The following is a 15,611-nucleotide window of genomic DNA, read 5'->3' as shown; positions in this document are numbered from 1 at the left end:
TGCCCCGGTCCTCGAACGCTGATGGGGTAGGGGCGTGCAATCCCGTATCCCCCGGCAGCCGGGCCAGGACCAGGCCGGAGGGCGCCCGGACGACGATGTCAGGCTCAGTGCCGAACTGGCAGCGGTGATCTCCGGTGCCCGCAGACGCGCGGTACGGGACGCGGACCGCCAGGTCGACACCGCCCATCTGCTGCACTCCCTGCTGGAGTACGACCCCGAGGTGCGGGAGGTCTTCGACGGCGGGCCCCGGATCGCCCGGCTGCTCGGCTACCTCGTCCAGCGCAGCATCGGCTACGGCCTGCGCTGGCAGGGCAGCGTCGAGGACTCTGGGGCCGTGCCCGTGGTGACCGAGGTCGAGGGGTTCTCGCCCCTGGCCGCCGGGGCGCTGGAGTACGCGTGCGCCCGGGCCGCCCGCCGCGGCGATGAACCCGCCCGTGGTGTCGACCTGCTCGCCGCCATCCTCGTGGACAAGGAGGCGCGGGCCGTCGAGGTGCTCGTCCGCGCGGGGATCGACGCGGGCGAGGTGTACGCCCGGATCGACAGCCGCCCCGAGACCTGCGTCGGCGAGAGCGGCTGCTGACCCGAGAGCGGCTGCTGACCCGGGCGCCGAGGCCGCGGGTACCGTCCAGTCGTTGAGACAGGTGTCATCGGGGGTGACGCTCATGTCATGGCCTGTCATCATGTGCCGGTGCGTAAGTCAGAGAGCAGTCAGGGCGGTCACGGCAAGGGGATGGGGCTGGGCCTCGCCCTCGCCTCCGCGCTCGCCTTCGGGGGATCCGGTGTCGCGGCCAAGCCGCTGATCGAGGCGGGGCTCGACCCGCTGCACGTGGTGTGGCTGAGGGTGGCGGGCGCGGCCCTGGTGATGCTGCCGCTCGCCGTACGCCATCGCGCGCTGCTGCGCCGCCGCCCGGCGCTGCTCGCCGGGTTCGGACTGCTCGGCGTGGCCGGTGTCCAGGCCTTCTACTTCGCCTCCATCTCCCGGATCCCGGTGGGCGTCGCCCTGCTGGTGGAGTACCTCGCGCCCGCGTTGGTGCTGGGCTGGGTGCGGTTCGTGCAGCGGCGTCCGGTGACCCGGGCCGCCGCGCTCGGTGTGGTGCTCGCGGTCGGCGGACTGGCCTGTGTCGTCGAGGTCTGGGCGGGCCTCAGCTTCGACGCGCTCGGCCTGCTTCTCGCGCTCGGCGCCGCCTGCTGCCAGGTCGGCTACTTCGTCCTGTCCGACCAGGGCAGCGACGCGGCCGACGAGGCTCCCGACCCGCTCGGCGTCATCGCCTACGGCCTGCTCGTCGGCGCCGCCGTGCTGACCGTCGTCGCCCGGCCCTGGTCGATGGAGTGGTCCGTGCTCGCGAACAGCGCCGACATGAACGGCACCCCGGTCGCCGCCGCCCTGCTGCTGTCCTGGATCGTCTTCATCGCCACGGTCGTCGCCTACGTCACCGGCGTGGTGTCGGTGCGCCGGCTCTCCCCGCAGGTCGCGGGCGTCGTCGCCTGCCTGGAAGCGGTCATCGCGACCGTCCTGGCCTGGGTCCTGCTCGGCGAGCATCTCTCCGCCCCGCAGATCATCGGCGGCGCGGTCGTGCTGCTCGGCGCCTTCATCGCCCAGTCCTCGGCGCCGAGCAAGGGATCCCCGGAGCCGGTGGCCAGTGGCGGCGCCGAGCGGGAGCTCTCGGCCCGGGGGACCGCCGCGTAGGTCACCTCAGGTAGGCCGGGACCTCGGTGCCGGGGGCCAGGTCCGGGTCGTCGACCGGGGCCTCGTACCCCTTGCGCAGCGGGACCACTCCGGCCCAGTGCGGCAGGGCGAGGTCCTCGGGCTCGTCGTTCACACCGCCCGTGCGGAGCTTGGCGGAGACCTCGTTCAGGTCGAGGCGGATGACGGCGGTGGCGGCGAGTTCCTTCTTGTTGGCGGGCCGGGAGTCGGCCGAACGGCCCGGGACGACATGGTCGACCAGCGCGTCCAGGGCGAGCCGCTTCTCCTCGGGGTCCGTCACGTCGTGCGCGACGCCGTGCACCACCACGGACCGGTAGTTGATCGAGTGGTGGAAGGCCGACCGGGCGAGGATCAGCGCGTCCACGTGCGTCACGGTCAGGCACACCGGCAGCCCCGGGTCGGCCTTCCCGGTCATCCGCAGCGGGCGGGACCCGGTCGAGCCGTGGACGTAGAGCCGGTCCCCGACCCGGCCGAACAGCGTCGGCAGCACCACGGGCGCCCCGTCCCGGACGAACCCGAGATGGCACACGTAGGCCTCGTCGAGTATCGAGTGCACCAGTTCCTTGTCGTACGACGCCCGCTCGGCGGAGCGGGTGGGAACCGTGCGGTCGGTCGGGGCGTAGGCGGCGGTCTCCGGCTGTCGGGTCCCCTGCATTGCGATCTCCATTGCACTAGTACATAATCTGCTTTGTGCTAGGAGAATATCGGATCACCGGCCGGCGCGCAGCGGAGATTGCGGCCGCCATCGAGGCCGCGGTCGGTTCAGGAGAGCTGGAACCCGGGCAACCGCTGCCGCCCATGCGGGAGTTGGCGGCCCAGCTGGGCGTGAACCCGAATACGGTCGCGGCCGCGTATCGCACCCTGCGCGAGCGCGGAGTCATCGAGACCGCCGGACGCCGGGGCAGCAGGGTGCGGCCCAAGCCGGCCACCACGGCACGCGAGTACGAGCGGACGGACGTCCCGGCCGGAGTGCGGGGCCTGGCCGACGGCAACCCCGACCCGGCCCTGCTGCCCCCGCTGGCTCCGGCGTTCGCGGCGGCGGCGGAACAGGGGGACCGCGAGCCGGTCCTCTACGGGGACGAGCCCCTGGATCCCGGGCTGGCGCGCCCGGCGCGCGCCGGGCTGGACGCGGACGGGGTGCCGGACGGCCCCCTGTTCGTCGCCTCCGGCTCGCTGGACGCCATCGAGCGGGTCCTCGCCGCCCATCTGAAGCCGGGAGACACCGTCGCCGTGGAGGACCCCGGGTGGGGCAGCGTCCTCGACCTCATCCCGGCGCTCGGGCTGCGCATCGCCCCCGTGGGCGTCGACGACGAAGGGCCGCTCCCCGACGACGTGCGCCGGGCGCTCGGCGCCGGGGCCCGCGCCCTGATCGTCACCGACCGGGCCCAGAACCCGACCGGCGCCGCGGTGAGCGCGGCACGCGCGCGTGCCCTGCGGTCCGTCCTGCGGGAGTACCCCGACACCCTGCTCATCGAGGACGACCACGGTCACGCGATCGTCGACGTCCCGCTGCACCCGCTGGCGGGCACCACGCGCCACTGGGCCTTCACACGCTCAGCGGCCAAGGCGTACGGCCCGGACCTGCGGCTCGCGGTGGTCACCGGTGACTCCGTCACCCTCGACCGGGTGCGAGGACGCCAGCGCCTCGGCCCCGGCTGGGTGAGTCTGCTCGTCCAGCGCGCCGTCGTACGGCTGTGGTCCGACGGCTCGGTCGACCCCAAGGCGGTGGCGGCGGCGTACGGCACTCGCCGTGACCTCCTCATCGGCGCGCTCGCCGAACGGGGCGTTCCCGCGCGGGGCCGTACCGGCATGAACGTCTGGATCCCCGTCCCGGACGAGACCGGCGCCGTCTCCCGTCTCCTGCACGCGGGGTGGGCCGTCGCCCCGGGCGCCCGCTTCCGCCTGACCAGCGGCCCCGGGATCCGCGTCACGGTCTCGACGCTGACGGAGGCGGAGACGCCGGCCCTGGCCGACGCCATCGCCTCCGCCGTACGCCCGGCTCCCGGCCGCAGTGGTGTCTAGGCCGCCTTCGCGGGCCGACGGACGGACCGGTCCCCGTCGGCCGGGAGGGGGCCGCGTGCGCGCGGGCGCATCTGGGTCAGGGCCGCGCCCGCGAGGACGATGGCCGCGCCGACCGGGGTCGACCAGCTCAGCGACTCGCCGAGCAGCAGGACGCCGGCCGCCGTCGCGATGACCGGGATGAAGTAGGTGACCATCTGGGCCGTCGTCGGACCGACCTCGGCGACCAGACCGTACTGGAGGAGCACCGCGAAGCCGGTGCCCAGCGCGCCGAGGGCCGCGACCGCGAGCAGGGGGAGCAGCGGGAAGTCGGTGGGGGCCGTGGTGAACAGCGGGGTGACGATCGCGAGTTGCACGGTGGCCAGCAGCAGCTGGGCGCCGGTCAGGGACAGGTGCGAGGAGTCCGCGCCGGCCAGGGTGCGGCGGACGTAGATCCAGCCGATCGGGTAGCAGAGGGAGGCCAGCAGGGCCATGCCGGTGCCCCGCGCGTCCATGCCCGTGAAGCCCTGCCAGGCGCCGAGCACCGTCAGGACGCCGAGGAAGCCGAGGCCGAGGCCCGCGACGCGCAACCGGGTCGGCCGGTCCTCGGAGAGGGCGACCAGGGACAGGGCCATGCCCCACAGCGGGGAGGTGGCGTTGCAGATGCCCGCGAGGGTCGACGGGATGGTCAGCTCCGCGTAGGCGAAGAGGCTGAACGGCAGCGCGTTCAGCAGCAGGGCCGCCACCGTCAGCTGCCCCCAGGTGCGTGCCCCGCGCGGGAGCCGGTCCCGGCGTACCACCATCGCGACCGCCAGCACCGCCGTGCCGAACAGCAGTCGGCCGAGGGTGACCTGGAAGGGCGCGTACGCCTCGGTGCCCACCTTGATGAGCAGGAAGCTGAAGCCCCAGATGAGGCAGAGCGCGGCGAAGCGCAGACGCCAGTCGAGCAGCGCGCGGGAGCGGGTCATGGGATCAGGGTGCGGCAGCTCGATCTCGTAGCACAAGCGAGAATTCGCGAGCCATATCTCGTAGCATTGCTTACATGTTGAACCTGGAGCGCCTGCGCACCCTCGACGCCCTCGCCCGGCACGGCTCGGTGAGCGGCGCGGCCGAGGGGCTGCACATCACGACGTCCGCCGTCTCCCAGCAGATGTCCAAGCTGGAGCGCGAGGTCGGCCAGCGACTGCTCGCCAAGAACGGCCGCGGGGTCCGGCTCACGGACGCCGGACGGCTGCTCGCCGAGCACGCGGCGCGGATCCTGTCCCAGGTCGAGCTGGCCCAGGCCGACCTGGAGGCACAGCGCGGTCAGGTCGCGGGGGAGCTGCGGCTGTCCGCGTTCCCGACCGCCGCGCGCGGACTCTTCCCCGACGCCCTGGCAGCGCTGCGCGCCGAGCACCCGGGGCTGCGGCTGCGCTCCAGCGAACTCGAACCGGAACACGGCGTCGCGGGCGTGGTCCGCGGCGATCTCGACCTGGCCGTGGTGCTCGACTGGTACAACAAGCCGATGCCGCTGCCGGACGGCCTGGTCAAGGCGCCGATCCTGGACGACCCCGCCGATGTGGCGATGCCGGTCGGCCACCGGTTCGCGGGCCGCGACGAGGTGGATCTCGCCGAGTTCGCCGAGGACGAGTGGATCACCTGGGGTCAGGGCGAGTTCTGCCACGAGTGGCTGATGTTCACCCTGCGCTCCAAGGGCATCGAGCCGATCGTGGGGCACCGCGCGGCCGAGACCCACACCCAGCTCGGCCTGGTCGCCGCGGGGCTCGGCGTGTGCGTCGTCCCGCTGCTCGGCCGCCACCCGATGCCGCCCGGCGTCGTCGCCGTGCCGCTCAAGCAGCGGGTGCGGCGGCATGTGTACGTCGTCTGGCGGGCGGACGCCGACCGCCGCCCGTCGATCCGGGCGGCGGTGAAGGCGCTGCGCGAGGCGGGGGAGCGGATCAGCACCACGGCGCCGACGGCTTCGACCGCGCCGACAGCTGCCACGGCGCCGACGGCTTCGACTGTGCCGACAGCTTCCACTACAGCGCCGACAGCTTCCTGAAGTCCCAGGACACGACCTTCTCCGGGGTCAGCCGCATCCAGGCGTGCCGGCCGTCGTGCGGCATCTCCTCCAGGCCGAAGTTCTTGCGCGCGAACAAGGTCTCCGGGACGTCGAGTTCGGCGCACAGCTCCCCGGTGCGGGGACTCTCGCCGACGAACTCCACCGTCCCGGACAGTTCCACGCCGCGCAGTTCGTCGTACTCCTCGCCCGTGTCGACCACGACGGCGACCCGCTGGTCGCGCCGCAGCTGCGCCCAACGCCTGCTGCGCACCACCGAGTACAGCCACAGCGAGGTGCCGTCCCACGCGAACCACAGCGTGCTCACGTGCGGGGCGCCGTCCGCCGACACGGTGGCGACCCGGCAGGTGCGCTGGGTGGCCAGGAACTCGTCCAGCTCACCCGGCGTCATCATGATCTTCCGGCCCCGGCGTTGAGTGACGGTCATGCGTCCCCCTCTTCTCCCACGTCGTGCCAGAGGAGATCCTCTGACATCACGTCAGAAAAGGATGGGGCGTCTTCCGTCCCCGCGCAATGGTGGCTAGTGTCGCCCGCTCCGGATTGTCGGCGACAAGGGGGAACCATGCCGTCGTACGACCAGCTCAGCGAACTCCTCGACCCGGCCGGGACCGTGCTGCTCACCGTCGAGTGCCAGCAGGGGGTGGTCGGACCGGACAGCGCCCTGCCCGAACTGGCCAAGGAGGCCCGCTCCTCGGGCGCCCTCGCCAACGTGGCCCGGCTGGTGGAGGCCTCCCACGCCTGCGGCCTCCAGGTGATCCACGCCATCGCCGAGCGCCGCCCCGACGGCCGTGGCGCCAACCGCAACGCCCGGCTGTTCCGGGCCGCCGAACGGCTTCCCGTCCAGCAACTGTCCGGCACCGTCGCGGTCCGAGTCGCCGCGCCGATCGAGGTCACCGAGGAGGACTTCGTCGTACGGCGGCTGCACGGCCTGTCGCCCATCCAGGGCACCGACGTCGACGCCCTGCTGCGCAACCTCGGCTGCCGCACGCTGGTCGTGACCGGGGTCTCGGCCAATGTGGCGATACCGAACGCGGTGTTCGACGCCGTCAACCGCGGCTACACCGCCGTCGTGCCCACCGACGCGATCGCCGGGGTGCCCTCCGAGTACACCCCCGCCATGATCCGCCACACGCTGGCGCTGGTCGCGACCCTGACCACGACCGCCGAGCTGCTGGCCGCCCTCCGGGTCAGGCGAGCGTGATCGAGTCGCCGTCCACGGAGATCTTCTTCGCGGGGAGCGGCTGAGTGGCCGGCCCCTTCTGCACGCTGCCGTCCTCGATGGAGAACCTGCTGTTGTGACAGGGGCAGGTGATGGCGCCGTCGGCGACACCCGTCACCGGGCAGCCCTGGTGGGTGCACTCGTAGGAGAACGCCTTGAAGGTGCCCGCCGCGGGTTGGGTGACGACCACCTTGTGGTCGTTGAGGATCTTCCCGCCGCCCTCCGGGATGTCCGCGGTCGTGGCGATGACCGTTCCGGCCGACCCGGACGATCCGGACGACTCGTCGTCCTCCGACCCGCACGCGTTCAGCGCGAAGGAGAGGCCCACCGCGCCGACCGCCGCCACGACGGTACGGCGGCTCGGGGCCGCGACGGGGTGGAGCGGTTCGCTGGTCATGCCGGACTTCCCTTCCACGGAGGTGCGCCTTGCCCCCACTGGTACGGGCGGCGCGCGTGAGCCGTTCAGAGCGCCAGTAACCTGGGGCGATGCTCAAGGAAGTCATCGCGACCCGGTTCATCACGCCGCTGCGTGAGGGCGGCTCGCTGCCGGGGCTCGTCGAGGCCGACGACTTCGGGACGTACGTCCTGAAGTTCCGCGGCGCCGGACAGGGCCGCAAGACGCTGGTGGCCGAGGTGGTGTGCGGCGAGCTGGCCCGCAGACTGGGCTTCCGGATGCCGGGCCTGGTGACGATCGGCCTCGACCCGGTGCTGGGCCTCGGGGAGCCGGACCAGCAGGTACAGGAACTGCTGAGGGCGAGCGGCGGTGCGAACCTGGGGATGGAATTCCTCTCGGGCGCGCTGGGCTTCGACCCGCTGGCCTTTCCCGTGAGCCCGAGGGAGGCGGGCCGGATCCTCTGGTTCGACGCGCTGGTGAACAACGTCGACCGCTCCTGGCGCAACCCCAACCTGCTGATGTGGCACGGCGATCTGTGGCTCATCGACCACGGCGCGACGATGATCTGGCACCACAACTGGCGCGGCGCCGAGGCCTCGGCGGCCCGTCCGTACGACGCCTCCGACCACGCCCTGCTGCCCTTCGGGCCGGATGTGGCGGCCGCGGCGGCGGAGTTGGCGCCGCGCGTCACGGAGGACCTGCTGGCGGAGGTCATGGCCGAGATCCCGGACGACTGGCTGACGGACGAACCGGGCTTCGAGACCCCGGACGCGCTGCGAGCGGCCTACACCCGCCCGTTGCTGGCCCGCGCCGCGGTCGTGCACGAGCGAATCGAGGGCACCAAGTGACCACCGACGACCGTCACTTCATCAAGGGCGGCCCGAGCGACCGCGACGTCTTCGAGTACGCCGTCCTGCGCGTCGTGCCCCGAGTGGAGCGCGGCGAGTGCATCAACGCCGGCGTGCTGGTGTACTGCCGGGCGAAGGCCTACGTGGCGGCCCGCACCCACCTGGACGAGGCCCGCCTGCTGGCCCTGGACCCGGAAGCGGATGTGCCGGGCGTCCGGGCCGCCCTGTCGGCGGTCGAACGCGTCTGCGCGGGCGGCGAGGGGGCGGGCCAGGCGTCCTCGGACGACCCGGGCCGCCGGTTCCGCTGGCTCATCGCTCCCCGCTCCACCATCGTCCAGCCGGGGCCGGTCCACACGGGGCTGACCGCCGACCCGGCCGCGGAGACGGAACGGCTCCTGGACCTGCTCGTGCGGTGAGCGGCCTCGTGCGCTGGGTCGGCCTTGTGCGTGAGCCGGCGGTGAGCCGGCCTCGCGCCTGAGCCGGCCTTCAGCGGTGAGCCGGCCTCGCGCCTGAGCCGGCCTTCAGCGGTGAGCCGGCCTCGCGCCTGAGCCGGCCTTCAGCGCTGGGCCGGCCTGCCGCGGTGAGTCGGCCTTCTCCGGTGAGTCAGCCGCGACGGCGCTTCACCACGTAAGCGGCCGCGACGGCGCCGCCGGTGGCGAGCGTCAGCCCGGCCGCGGTCTCCCAGCCGTTGAGCCAGGAGCCGGTGGCACCGCCCAGGCCGCCGCGCACGCCCATCGTCGGGGTGACGGAGGCGGGTGCGGTGGTGGCGGGCATGAGGGTGGCGGGCGCGGTGGTGACCGGCGCCGTGGTGACCGGCGCGGGAGTGACGGGCGCGGTGGTGACCGGCGCGGGGGTGCTGACGGCGGTGCCGACCCTCGGGAGGATCTCGCAGGCGATGCCGTCGTCCGGGCCCTGGTCCTCGTCGAGGCCGTGCGGATCACTGGGGTCGCGGTCGTACTCGGCCTGCGCTTCCTCGTGGGATCGGAAGTCGCGGCAGTCCAGGTCCTGCGCGTGTGCGATGCCGGCCAGCGGAAGGATCGCGGCTATGGCGATCAGGGCGCCGGCGGCCCCGGTGTGACGGCGCATGGTGCGCCTCCTTTCCGGCCACGGATGGCCCTCGGCCGACGCTAGGGCCGTTCGCGCGCCGGGACGCGCGGAGAGGGGCCGATCGGGTGCCCTGGCCAGAGCCGGTGCGGGAGGATGGCGGCCGAGGTTCCACGGAATGGATCACACCGTGACGGTGTGCCGTTGACACCGGGTGCCAGGGCTTCTAGCGTCACGTGTGCTGAAGGTACTAAGCGGTCGCTCACTGGAGAGTGTTCCGCTGAGCCGCATCCCAAGGGCGAGGAGAAGCAGGCATGTCCATCACTGAGCAGCGGGTCGCCGTCGTGACCGGCGGGGCGCGCGGGATCGGGGCCGCCACCGCCGTGCGGCTGGCCGCCGAGGGGCGCGCGGTCGCCGTGATCGATCTCGACGAAGCCGCCTGCAAGGACACCGTGGAGAAGATCACCGCGGCGGGCGGCAAGGCCCTCGCGGTCGGCTGCGACGTCTCCGACGAGGCGCAGGTCGAGGCGGCCGTGGCGCGGATCGCCGAGGAGCTCGGCGCGCCGACGATCCTGGTCAACAACGCGGGCGTGCTGCGCGACAACCTGCTGTTCAAGATGAGCGTCTCGGACTGGGACACCGTCATGAACGTCCACCTGCGCGGCGCCTTCCTGATGTCGAAGGCCTGCCAGAAGCACATGGTCGACGCCAAGTTCGGACGGATCGTCAACCTGTCGTCGTCCTCGGCCCTCGGCAACCGCGGCCAGGTCAACTACTCCGCCGCCAAGGCCGGTATGCAGGGCTTCACCAAGACCCTCGCCATCGAGCTCGGCAAGTTCGGCGTCACCGCCAACGCCGTCGCCCCCGGCTTCATCGCCACCGACATGACGGCCGCCACCGCCGAGCGCGTCGGCATGGGCTTCGACGACTTCAAGGCCGCGGCCGCCACCCAGATCCCGGTCCAGCGCGTCGGCTACCCCGAGGACATCGCCAACGCCATCGCCTTCTTCACGGGCGAGGACGCGGGCTTCGTCTCCGGCCAGGTGCTGTACGTCGCCGGCGGACCGCTCGACTAGGGAATCACGCACATGACTTCAGTGGAACTCTCCGGCAAGGTCGCCCTCGTCACGGGCGCCAGCCGCGGTATCGGCTACGGCGTCGCCGAGGCCCTCGTCGCACGCGGCGACCGGGTCGCCATCACCGGCCGCAACGAGGACGCCCTCAAGGAGGCCGTCGAGCAGCTCGGCGCCGACCGTGCGATCTACATCGCCGGCAAGGCCCACGACGAGGCCCATCAGGCCGTCGCCGTGGAGCGCACCATGGAGGCCTTCGGCCGTGTCGACTTCCTGGTCAACAACGCCGGTACCAACCCGGTGTTCGGGCCGATCGCCGACCTGGACCTGAACGTCGCGCGCAAGGTGTTCGAGACGAACGTGATCTCGGCGCTCGGCTTCGCGCAGAGGACCTGGCACGCCTGGCAGAAGGACAACGGCGGCGCGATCGTCAACATCGCCTCCGTCGCGGGCATCGCGCCCTCGCCCTTCATCGCCGCCTACGGCGTCAGCAAGGCCGCGCTGATCAACCTCACCCAGCAGCTCGCGCACGAGTTCGCCCCCAAGGTGCGGGTCAACGCCATCGCCCCGGCCGTGGTGAAGACCAAGTTCGCCCAGGCCCTGTACGAGGGCCGGGAGGAGGAGGCGGCCGCCTCCTACCCGCTGGCTCGGCTCGGTGTGCCCTCCGACATCGGGGGCGCAGCGGCCTTCCTCACCTCGGACCAGTCCGACTGGGTCACCGGTCAGACCCTCGTCGTGGACGGCGGCATCTTCCTCAACGCGGGCGTCGGCTGACGCCACCATGGATTTCCGCCCGGTTCTGTACAGAGCCGGGCGGAACGTCCAAACCGTAATCAGCCACAGACCTTTGACAACGTAGTCAAAGGTTTATCGATCAAGAACCCTCGTGAGACAGCGGTTCAACTCGTGAAGCTCTGCGGTATGGTCTGCCGACCCTTGGTATGGCAGATCGAGGAGCGTGCGCGTGTTCAACCGGAACCGACGCCTACGACAGGTGGCGGCCATCGCGTCCATATCGTCCCTGATGGCGGGATGCGGAATCCTCTCGTCGGACTCCTCCGAGGAGGAGGGTCCGATCGTCGTGGGCACCACCAGTGCGCCGAGCACGCTGGATCCCGCCGCGTCCTGGGACAGCTCCTGGGAACTGTTCCGCAACATCTACCAGACGTTGCTCAGTTACCCGGCCGGCGCGACCGTGCCCGAGCCCGACGCGGCCGAGAGCTGCGCGTTCACCGACACCTCGAACACGGCCTACCGCTGTGAGCTGCGCGAGGGCCTGAAGTTCTCCAACGGCGGCACGCTCGACGCCCAGGCCGTCAAGTACTCGATCGACCGGATCCTGAAGATCAACGTCAACGGCGGTCCGGCCGGTCTGCTGGGCAGCCTCGAACGGGTCCAGGCGCTGGGCGACCGCGAGGTCGTCTTCCACCTCAAGAAGGCGGACGCCACCTTCCCGTTCGTGCTCGCCACGCCCGCGATGTCGATCGTCGACCCGGACAGCTACCCGGCCGACAAGCTGCGCGAGGACGGCGGGATCGTCGGCTCCGGGCCGTACACCCTCGAGGCCTACGAGGACGGCAAGAAGGCCGAGCTGGTCCGCAACGACAGCTACGACGGCTACGCCGAGCGCAAGAACAGCGAAGTGACCATCCGCTACTTCCAGGACTCCGGCGAGATGGTCGGTGCCCTGCGCGAGCACGAGCTCGACGTCGCGTTCCGCGGTCTCGCCGCCGACGACATCCTCGAGCTGCAGACGCACGAGGCGCAGAAGGACTTCCAGGTCGTGGAGAGCGTCAGCACCTCCATCAGTTACCTGGTCTTCAACCCGAAGGACCCGTGGGCCGCGAAGCTCCCCGTCCGCCAGGCGATCGCCCAGATCCTGGACCGTCCCGCCATCGCGCACAAGGTCTACAAGGACACCGTGGAGCCGCTGTACTCCATGGTCCCGAAGGGCCTCACCGGCCACAGCACCGGCTTCTTCGACGACTACGGCCAGCCCAGCACCTCCAAGGCCCGGCAGATCCTCTCCGAGGCCGGCATCACCGAGCCGGTGCCGCTGCAGTTCTGGTACACCACCGACCGCTACGGCTCCGAGACCAAGGCGGAGTTCGAGGAGATCAAGAAGCAGCTGGAGGCGTCCGGCCTGTTCCAGATCACCCTCAAGAGCCGCCCCTGGAAGACGTACGTGACCGGCTACCAGAAGGGCGAGTACCCGGTGTTCGGCCGCGGCTGGTCGCCCGACTTCCCGGACGCCGACAACTTCATCGCGCCCTTCGTCGGCGACCAGAACGCCCTCGGTACGCCCTACCCGGCTCCCGAGATCACCGGCGAACTCCTGCCCCGCTCGCGGCAGGAGAGCGACCGCGCCAACGTGGAGAAGGACTTCGAGGAGGCCCAGCGGATCCTCGTCGAGGACGCGCGGCTGGTGCCGCTGTGGCAGGGCCGGCAGTACGTGGCCGCCAACAACGACATCTCCGGCGCGGAGCGGGCGCTCGACCCTTCGACGATCATGATGATGGGCTCGCTGTACCGCAAGACCAGCTGGTAGCGGGCGGACCCTCCGGTCCGCGCGGCGCGTTGTCAGTGGTCGCCGGTAGGTTCTGTGGTCAGGAAGCGACGCACGTCGTAGTGACCGCACACCGAAGGAAGTTGACGTGACCGACATCGCCATGCTGCCCGAGTCCTGGCGCGGGGTTCTGGGCGACGAACTGCAGCAGCCCTATTTCAAGGAGCTGACGGAGTTCGTCGAGGAGGAGCGAGCGAAGGGTCCCGTCTACCCTCCGCGCGAGGAGGTCTTCGCGGCGCTGGACGCCACGCCCTTCGACAAGGTGAAGGTCCTGGTTCTCGGCCAGGACCCCTACCACGGCGAGGGGCAGGGCCACGGCCTGTGCTTCTCGGTGCGTCCCGGGGTGAAGACCCCGCCCTCGCTGCGCAACATCTACAAGGAGATGGAGCAGGAGCTCGGCCTGCCGGTCCCGGACAACGGCTATCTGATGCCCTGGGCCCAGCAGGGCGTCCTCCTGCTCAACGCCGTGCTCACGGTCCGCTCCGGCGAGGCCAACTCCCACAAGGGCAAGGGCTGGGAGAAGTTCACCGACGCGGTGATCCGCGCGGTCGCCGGGCGGCCCGACCCCGCGGTCTTCGTGCTGTGGGGCAACTACGCCCAGAAGAAGCTCCCGCTGATCGACGAGACCCGGCACGTGGTGGTCAAGGGCGCGCATCCCTCGCCGCTGTCGGCCAAGAAGTTCTTCGGGTCCCGCCCCTTCACGCAGATCAACGAGGCGGTCGCGGCGCAGGGCCACGAGCCGATCGACTGGCGGCTGCCGAACCTGGGCTGACCTGGTGCGGGGCCGCCCGTGCGGGTCGGCCCCGCCTCGCCGGGATTGTCAGTCCCTGCCGTTAGCGTCGGGGGCGACCAGGCACAGAGGGTGTGGAGGACGCGGTGGCGGAGCGACAGGAGCGGACGGCGCCCGATGCCGTGATGACACGGATCGGGCAGGTCGTGATGTTGCATCACGCGGGGGACCGCGAGGAGGCCCGGCACCGCTTCCTCGGTCTGTGGGCCGAGATCGGCGAGGACGGCGACCCGCTGCACCGCTGCACCCTGGCCCACTACCTGGCCGACACCCAGGACGAACCCGCCGACGAACTCGCCTGGGACCTCAGGGCGTTGACGGCGGCGGAGGAGCTCAGCGACGACCGGCTCGCCGAGCACGAGGGGACGCTCGCGGTCCGCGCGCTGTACCCCTCACTGCACCTGAACCTGGCCGCGGACTATGTGAAGCTCGGCCGGGCGGAGGCAGCGCGCACCCATCTGCGCCGGGCGCGCACGGCGGCGGAGGCGCTCGCCGAGGACAGTTACGGGGACGGCGTGCGGGCGGCGATCAGCCGGCTGGAGCTGCGGCTGGGGGAGGGGGGTTCCGCCGACGGGTGGGGGCCGCCCCGACAGCGGCCGTGACGTCGTACCGGCCCTGACCTCATGCAGGCCCTGACCTCATGCAGGCTCTGGCCTCGTGCAGGCTCTGACCTCGTGCAGGCTCTGATCACATCGCCGACACCGGCGTCAACGTCCGTACGTCTGCTCGCAGATCCGCGCCTCTGGGCTGTCCCCGCGCCAACCGCCGTATTTCTTGCCCAGGGCACAGATGTCGGTGTTCTTGCGCACTTGCCCCGCGACGTCCGGGACTTCGACGCGCGGGCGCTGCGGCACCGAGTGCCCCGGGCGCGGGTGTTCCGGGCGGGCCGGGCGTGGGTGGGCGCGCGGAGCGGGGGCCCGGTCGGGCTGTGCCGCCGGTGCGGGGGCCGCCGGAGCCGGCCGCCCGGGTGGCGGTTTCCGGGGTTCCTCGCGGCGGGGCGGGCCGATGCGTTCCAGCGCCTCCAGGGCCGGCGCCTGCACCACCTGCGGCTCCGTCCGGCTGTCCGGGCGGGGCGCGGGCGGCTGGGAGGGCGCCTGGACGGGCGCCGAGGCGGGGGGACGCTGGACCGTCACACAGCCCGAGAGGGCCGAGACGGCCACAGCGGCCAGGAGTGTCGCGGTGGTGGTCGTTCGATGCACCCGCGCCACTCTGGTGGGTGCGGCCCTCCCCGGGACAGCGGACAGGCGCAGGATGCCCCGCACGGGTGATCTCCGCCCCCGTACGGAGGCCGCCCGCCCGCCGAGGGTGACGTCAGTCGCCGGTGAACCCGTCGACGCGCTCGCGCACCAGGTCGGCGTGGCCGTTGTGGCGGGCGTACTCCTCGATCATGTGGGTGTAGATCCAGCGCAGGTTGAAGTGCTCGCCGGCCCGGTTCGTGCCCTTGGAGAGGTCGTCCAGGTCCCGTCCCGCCACATTCGCCTCGGCGCGGGCGATCTCGGCCTGCCAGGTGGTGTGCGCCTCTTCCCAGGTGTCCGTCTCGGAGACGTGGAATTCGCCGTCCGGGTCCTCCTCGGAGGAGTAGAGCACCCCCAGATCCTCGCCGACGAGGATCTCGTGGAACCAGTACCGCTCCACCTCGGCCATGTGCCGCACCAGCCCCAGCAGGGTCAGTTCGGACGGCTCCACGGAGGCGGTCCTGAGCTGGGCCTCGGTCAGGCCCTCGCACTTCCAGGCGAGCGTCCGGCGGTGGTAGTCCAGCCAGCCGTTCAGCATGCTGCGCTCGTCGGCGGCGACGGCGGGTTCGCGGCGTTCTATGGTCATGACCGCATCATTTCGCATCCGACCCCGGCCGACCAGCGGTTTTTCCGGGCCGCGGACCGGCCGCCACCGGGGCCGCCGTATGCTTCCGTCGTGT

At 71.8% G+C, this 15,611-nt stretch carries 19 protein-coding genes; 12 read left to right on the top strand and 7 right to left on the bottom strand.

The window, feature by feature from the left end; all coding sequences use genetic code 11:
• The first annotated feature begins 34 nt into the window (after window positions 1-34).
• Window positions 35-580, top strand: a complete 546-nt coding sequence (locus AC068Z_RS36425) for a Clp protease N-terminal domain-containing protein (protein WP_478565901.1) — start codon at window positions 35-37, stop codon at window positions 578-580.
• Between the two features lie 87 nt (window positions 581-667).
• Window positions 668-1,687 (top strand): EamA family transporter, encoded by a 1,020-nt coding sequence (locus tag AC068Z_RS36420; protein WP_478565898.1) that lies wholly within the window; start codon window positions 668-670, stop codon window positions 1,685-1,687.
• Between the two features lies 1 nt (window position 1,688).
• Here AC068Z_RS36420 and AC068Z_RS36415 read toward each other — a convergent pair whose 3' ends face one another.
• Window positions 1,689-2,360 carry a pyridoxamine 5'-phosphate oxidase family protein gene (locus tag AC068Z_RS36415; protein WP_478565895.1) on the bottom strand — a complete coding sequence of 224 codons (672 nt, stop codon included), beginning with the start codon at window positions 2,358-2,360 and terminating at the stop codon, window positions 1,689-1,691.
• Between the two features lie 35 nt (window positions 2,361-2,395).
• Here AC068Z_RS36415 and AC068Z_RS36410 point away from each other — a divergent pair, with 35 nt between their 5' ends.
• Entirely contained in the window at window positions 2,396-3,727 is a 1,332-nt protein-coding gene (locus AC068Z_RS36410) for an aminotransferase class I/II-fold pyridoxal phosphate-dependent enzyme (protein ID WP_478565893.1), read from the top strand.
• Here the strand turns inward: AC068Z_RS36410 and AC068Z_RS36405 are convergent.
• Entirely contained in the window at window positions 3,724-4,671 is a 948-nt protein-coding gene (locus AC068Z_RS36405) for a DMT family transporter (RefSeq protein WP_478565890.1), read from the bottom strand. The genes AC068Z_RS36410 and AC068Z_RS36405 overlap by 4 nt on opposite strands.
• A gap of 74 nt (window positions 4,672-4,745) precedes the next feature.
• On the opposite strand from AC068Z_RS36405, the gene AC068Z_RS36400 reads away from it, so the two are divergent.
• Window positions 4,746-5,744: a LysR family transcriptional regulator gene (locus AC068Z_RS36400; RefSeq protein ID WP_478565888.1), complete on the top strand. Its 999-nt coding sequence runs from the start codon at window positions 4,746-4,748 to the stop codon at window positions 5,742-5,744.
• Here AC068Z_RS36400 and AC068Z_RS36395 read toward each other — a convergent pair.
• Complete coding sequence (locus AC068Z_RS36395) at window positions 5,722-6,189, bottom strand: pyridoxamine 5'-phosphate oxidase family protein (RefSeq protein ID WP_478565885.1); 468 nt, start codon at window positions 6,187-6,189, stop codon at window positions 5,722-5,724. The genes AC068Z_RS36400 and AC068Z_RS36395 overlap by 23 nt on opposite strands.
• A gap of 135 nt (window positions 6,190-6,324) precedes the next feature.
• Between AC068Z_RS36395 and AC068Z_RS36390 the strand changes: the two genes are divergently transcribed.
• Window positions 6,325-6,963, top strand: coding sequence for an isochorismatase family protein (locus AC068Z_RS36390; RefSeq protein ID WP_478565882.1), 639 nt, complete (start codon window positions 6,325-6,327; stop codon window positions 6,961-6,963).
• On the opposite strand, the gene AC068Z_RS36385 is transcribed toward AC068Z_RS36390, so the two are convergent.
• Window positions 6,950-7,378, bottom strand: a complete 429-nt coding sequence (locus AC068Z_RS36385) for a Rieske (2Fe-2S) protein (protein WP_478565879.1) — start codon at window positions 7,376-7,378, stop codon at window positions 6,950-6,952. The genes AC068Z_RS36390 and AC068Z_RS36385 overlap by 14 nt on opposite strands.
• An 89-nt stretch (window positions 7,379-7,467) precedes the next feature.
• Between AC068Z_RS36385 and AC068Z_RS36380 the strand changes: the two genes are divergently transcribed.
• The gene (locus AC068Z_RS36380; protein ID WP_478565876.1) at window positions 7,468-8,223 is read left to right on the top strand and encodes a HipA family kinase; all 756 of its coding nucleotides are present in this window, start codon (window positions 7,468-7,470) and stop codon (window positions 8,221-8,223) included.
• On the top strand, window positions 8,220-8,639 hold the full coding sequence (locus AC068Z_RS36375) for a DUF3037 domain-containing protein (RefSeq protein WP_478565874.1): 420 nt from the start codon (window positions 8,220-8,222) through the stop codon (window positions 8,637-8,639). Before AC068Z_RS36380 ends, AC068Z_RS36375 begins: the two co-directional genes overlap by 4 nt.
• A gap of 187 nt (window positions 8,640-8,826) precedes the next feature.
• On the opposite strand, the gene AC068Z_RS36370 is transcribed toward AC068Z_RS36375, so the two are convergent.
• The gene (locus AC068Z_RS36370; protein WP_478565871.1) at window positions 8,827-9,309 is read right to left on the bottom strand and encodes an excalibur calcium-binding protein; all 483 of its coding nucleotides are present in this window, start codon (window positions 9,307-9,309) and stop codon (window positions 8,827-8,829) included.
• Window positions 9,310-9,581: 272 nt separating this feature from the next.
• Here AC068Z_RS36370 and fabG point away from each other — a divergent pair, with 272 nt between their 5' ends.
• From fabG to AC068Z_RS36345, 5 genes are all read left to right on the top strand, one after another.
• A complete protein-coding gene (gene fabG, locus AC068Z_RS36365) occupies window positions 9,582-10,343 on the top strand; it encodes a 3-oxoacyl-ACP reductase FabG (RefSeq protein ID WP_478565868.1) in 762 nt (253 codons plus the stop codon).
• 12 nt (window positions 10,344-10,355) lie between these two features.
• On the top strand, window positions 10,356-11,114 hold the full coding sequence (locus AC068Z_RS36360; protein WP_478565865.1) for an SDR family oxidoreductase: 759 nt from the start codon (window positions 10,356-10,358) through the stop codon (window positions 11,112-11,114).
• Between the two features lie 190 nt (window positions 11,115-11,304).
• Window positions 11,305-12,888, top strand: coding sequence for an ABC transporter substrate-binding protein (locus AC068Z_RS36355; protein WP_478565862.1), 1,584 nt, complete (start codon window positions 11,305-11,307; stop codon window positions 12,886-12,888).
• Window positions 12,889-12,994: 106 nt separating this feature from the next.
• Window positions 12,995-13,678 carry a uracil-DNA glycosylase gene (gene ung / locus AC068Z_RS36350; protein WP_478565858.1) on the top strand — a complete coding sequence of 228 codons (684 nt, stop codon included), beginning with the start codon at window positions 12,995-12,997 and terminating at the stop codon, window positions 13,676-13,678.
• A 104-nt stretch (window positions 13,679-13,782) separates the two neighbouring features.
• Entirely contained in the window at window positions 13,783-14,298 is a 516-nt protein-coding gene (locus AC068Z_RS36345; protein WP_478565856.1) for a hypothetical protein, read from the top strand.
• 105 nt (window positions 14,299-14,403) lie between these two features.
• Here AC068Z_RS36345 and AC068Z_RS36340 read toward each other — a convergent pair whose 3' ends face one another.
• Both AC068Z_RS36340 and AC068Z_RS36335 read right to left on the bottom strand, forming a co-directional pair.
• Entirely contained in the window at window positions 14,404-14,895 is a 492-nt protein-coding gene (locus tag AC068Z_RS36340; RefSeq protein ID WP_478565853.1) for a hypothetical protein, read from the bottom strand.
• Window positions 14,896-15,007: 112 nt separating this feature from the next.
• Window positions 15,008-15,517: a DinB family protein gene (locus AC068Z_RS36335; protein WP_478565850.1), complete on the bottom strand. Its 510-nt coding sequence runs from the start codon at window positions 15,515-15,517 to the stop codon at window positions 15,008-15,010.
• Window positions 15,518-15,611: the final 94 nt, after the last annotated feature.

This window comes from Streptomyces sp. NPDC043726, from assembly GCF_056436565.1.
Note: the sequence above shows the minus strand (reverse complement) of the source record. Positions and strands in the feature narration are given on the sequence as shown.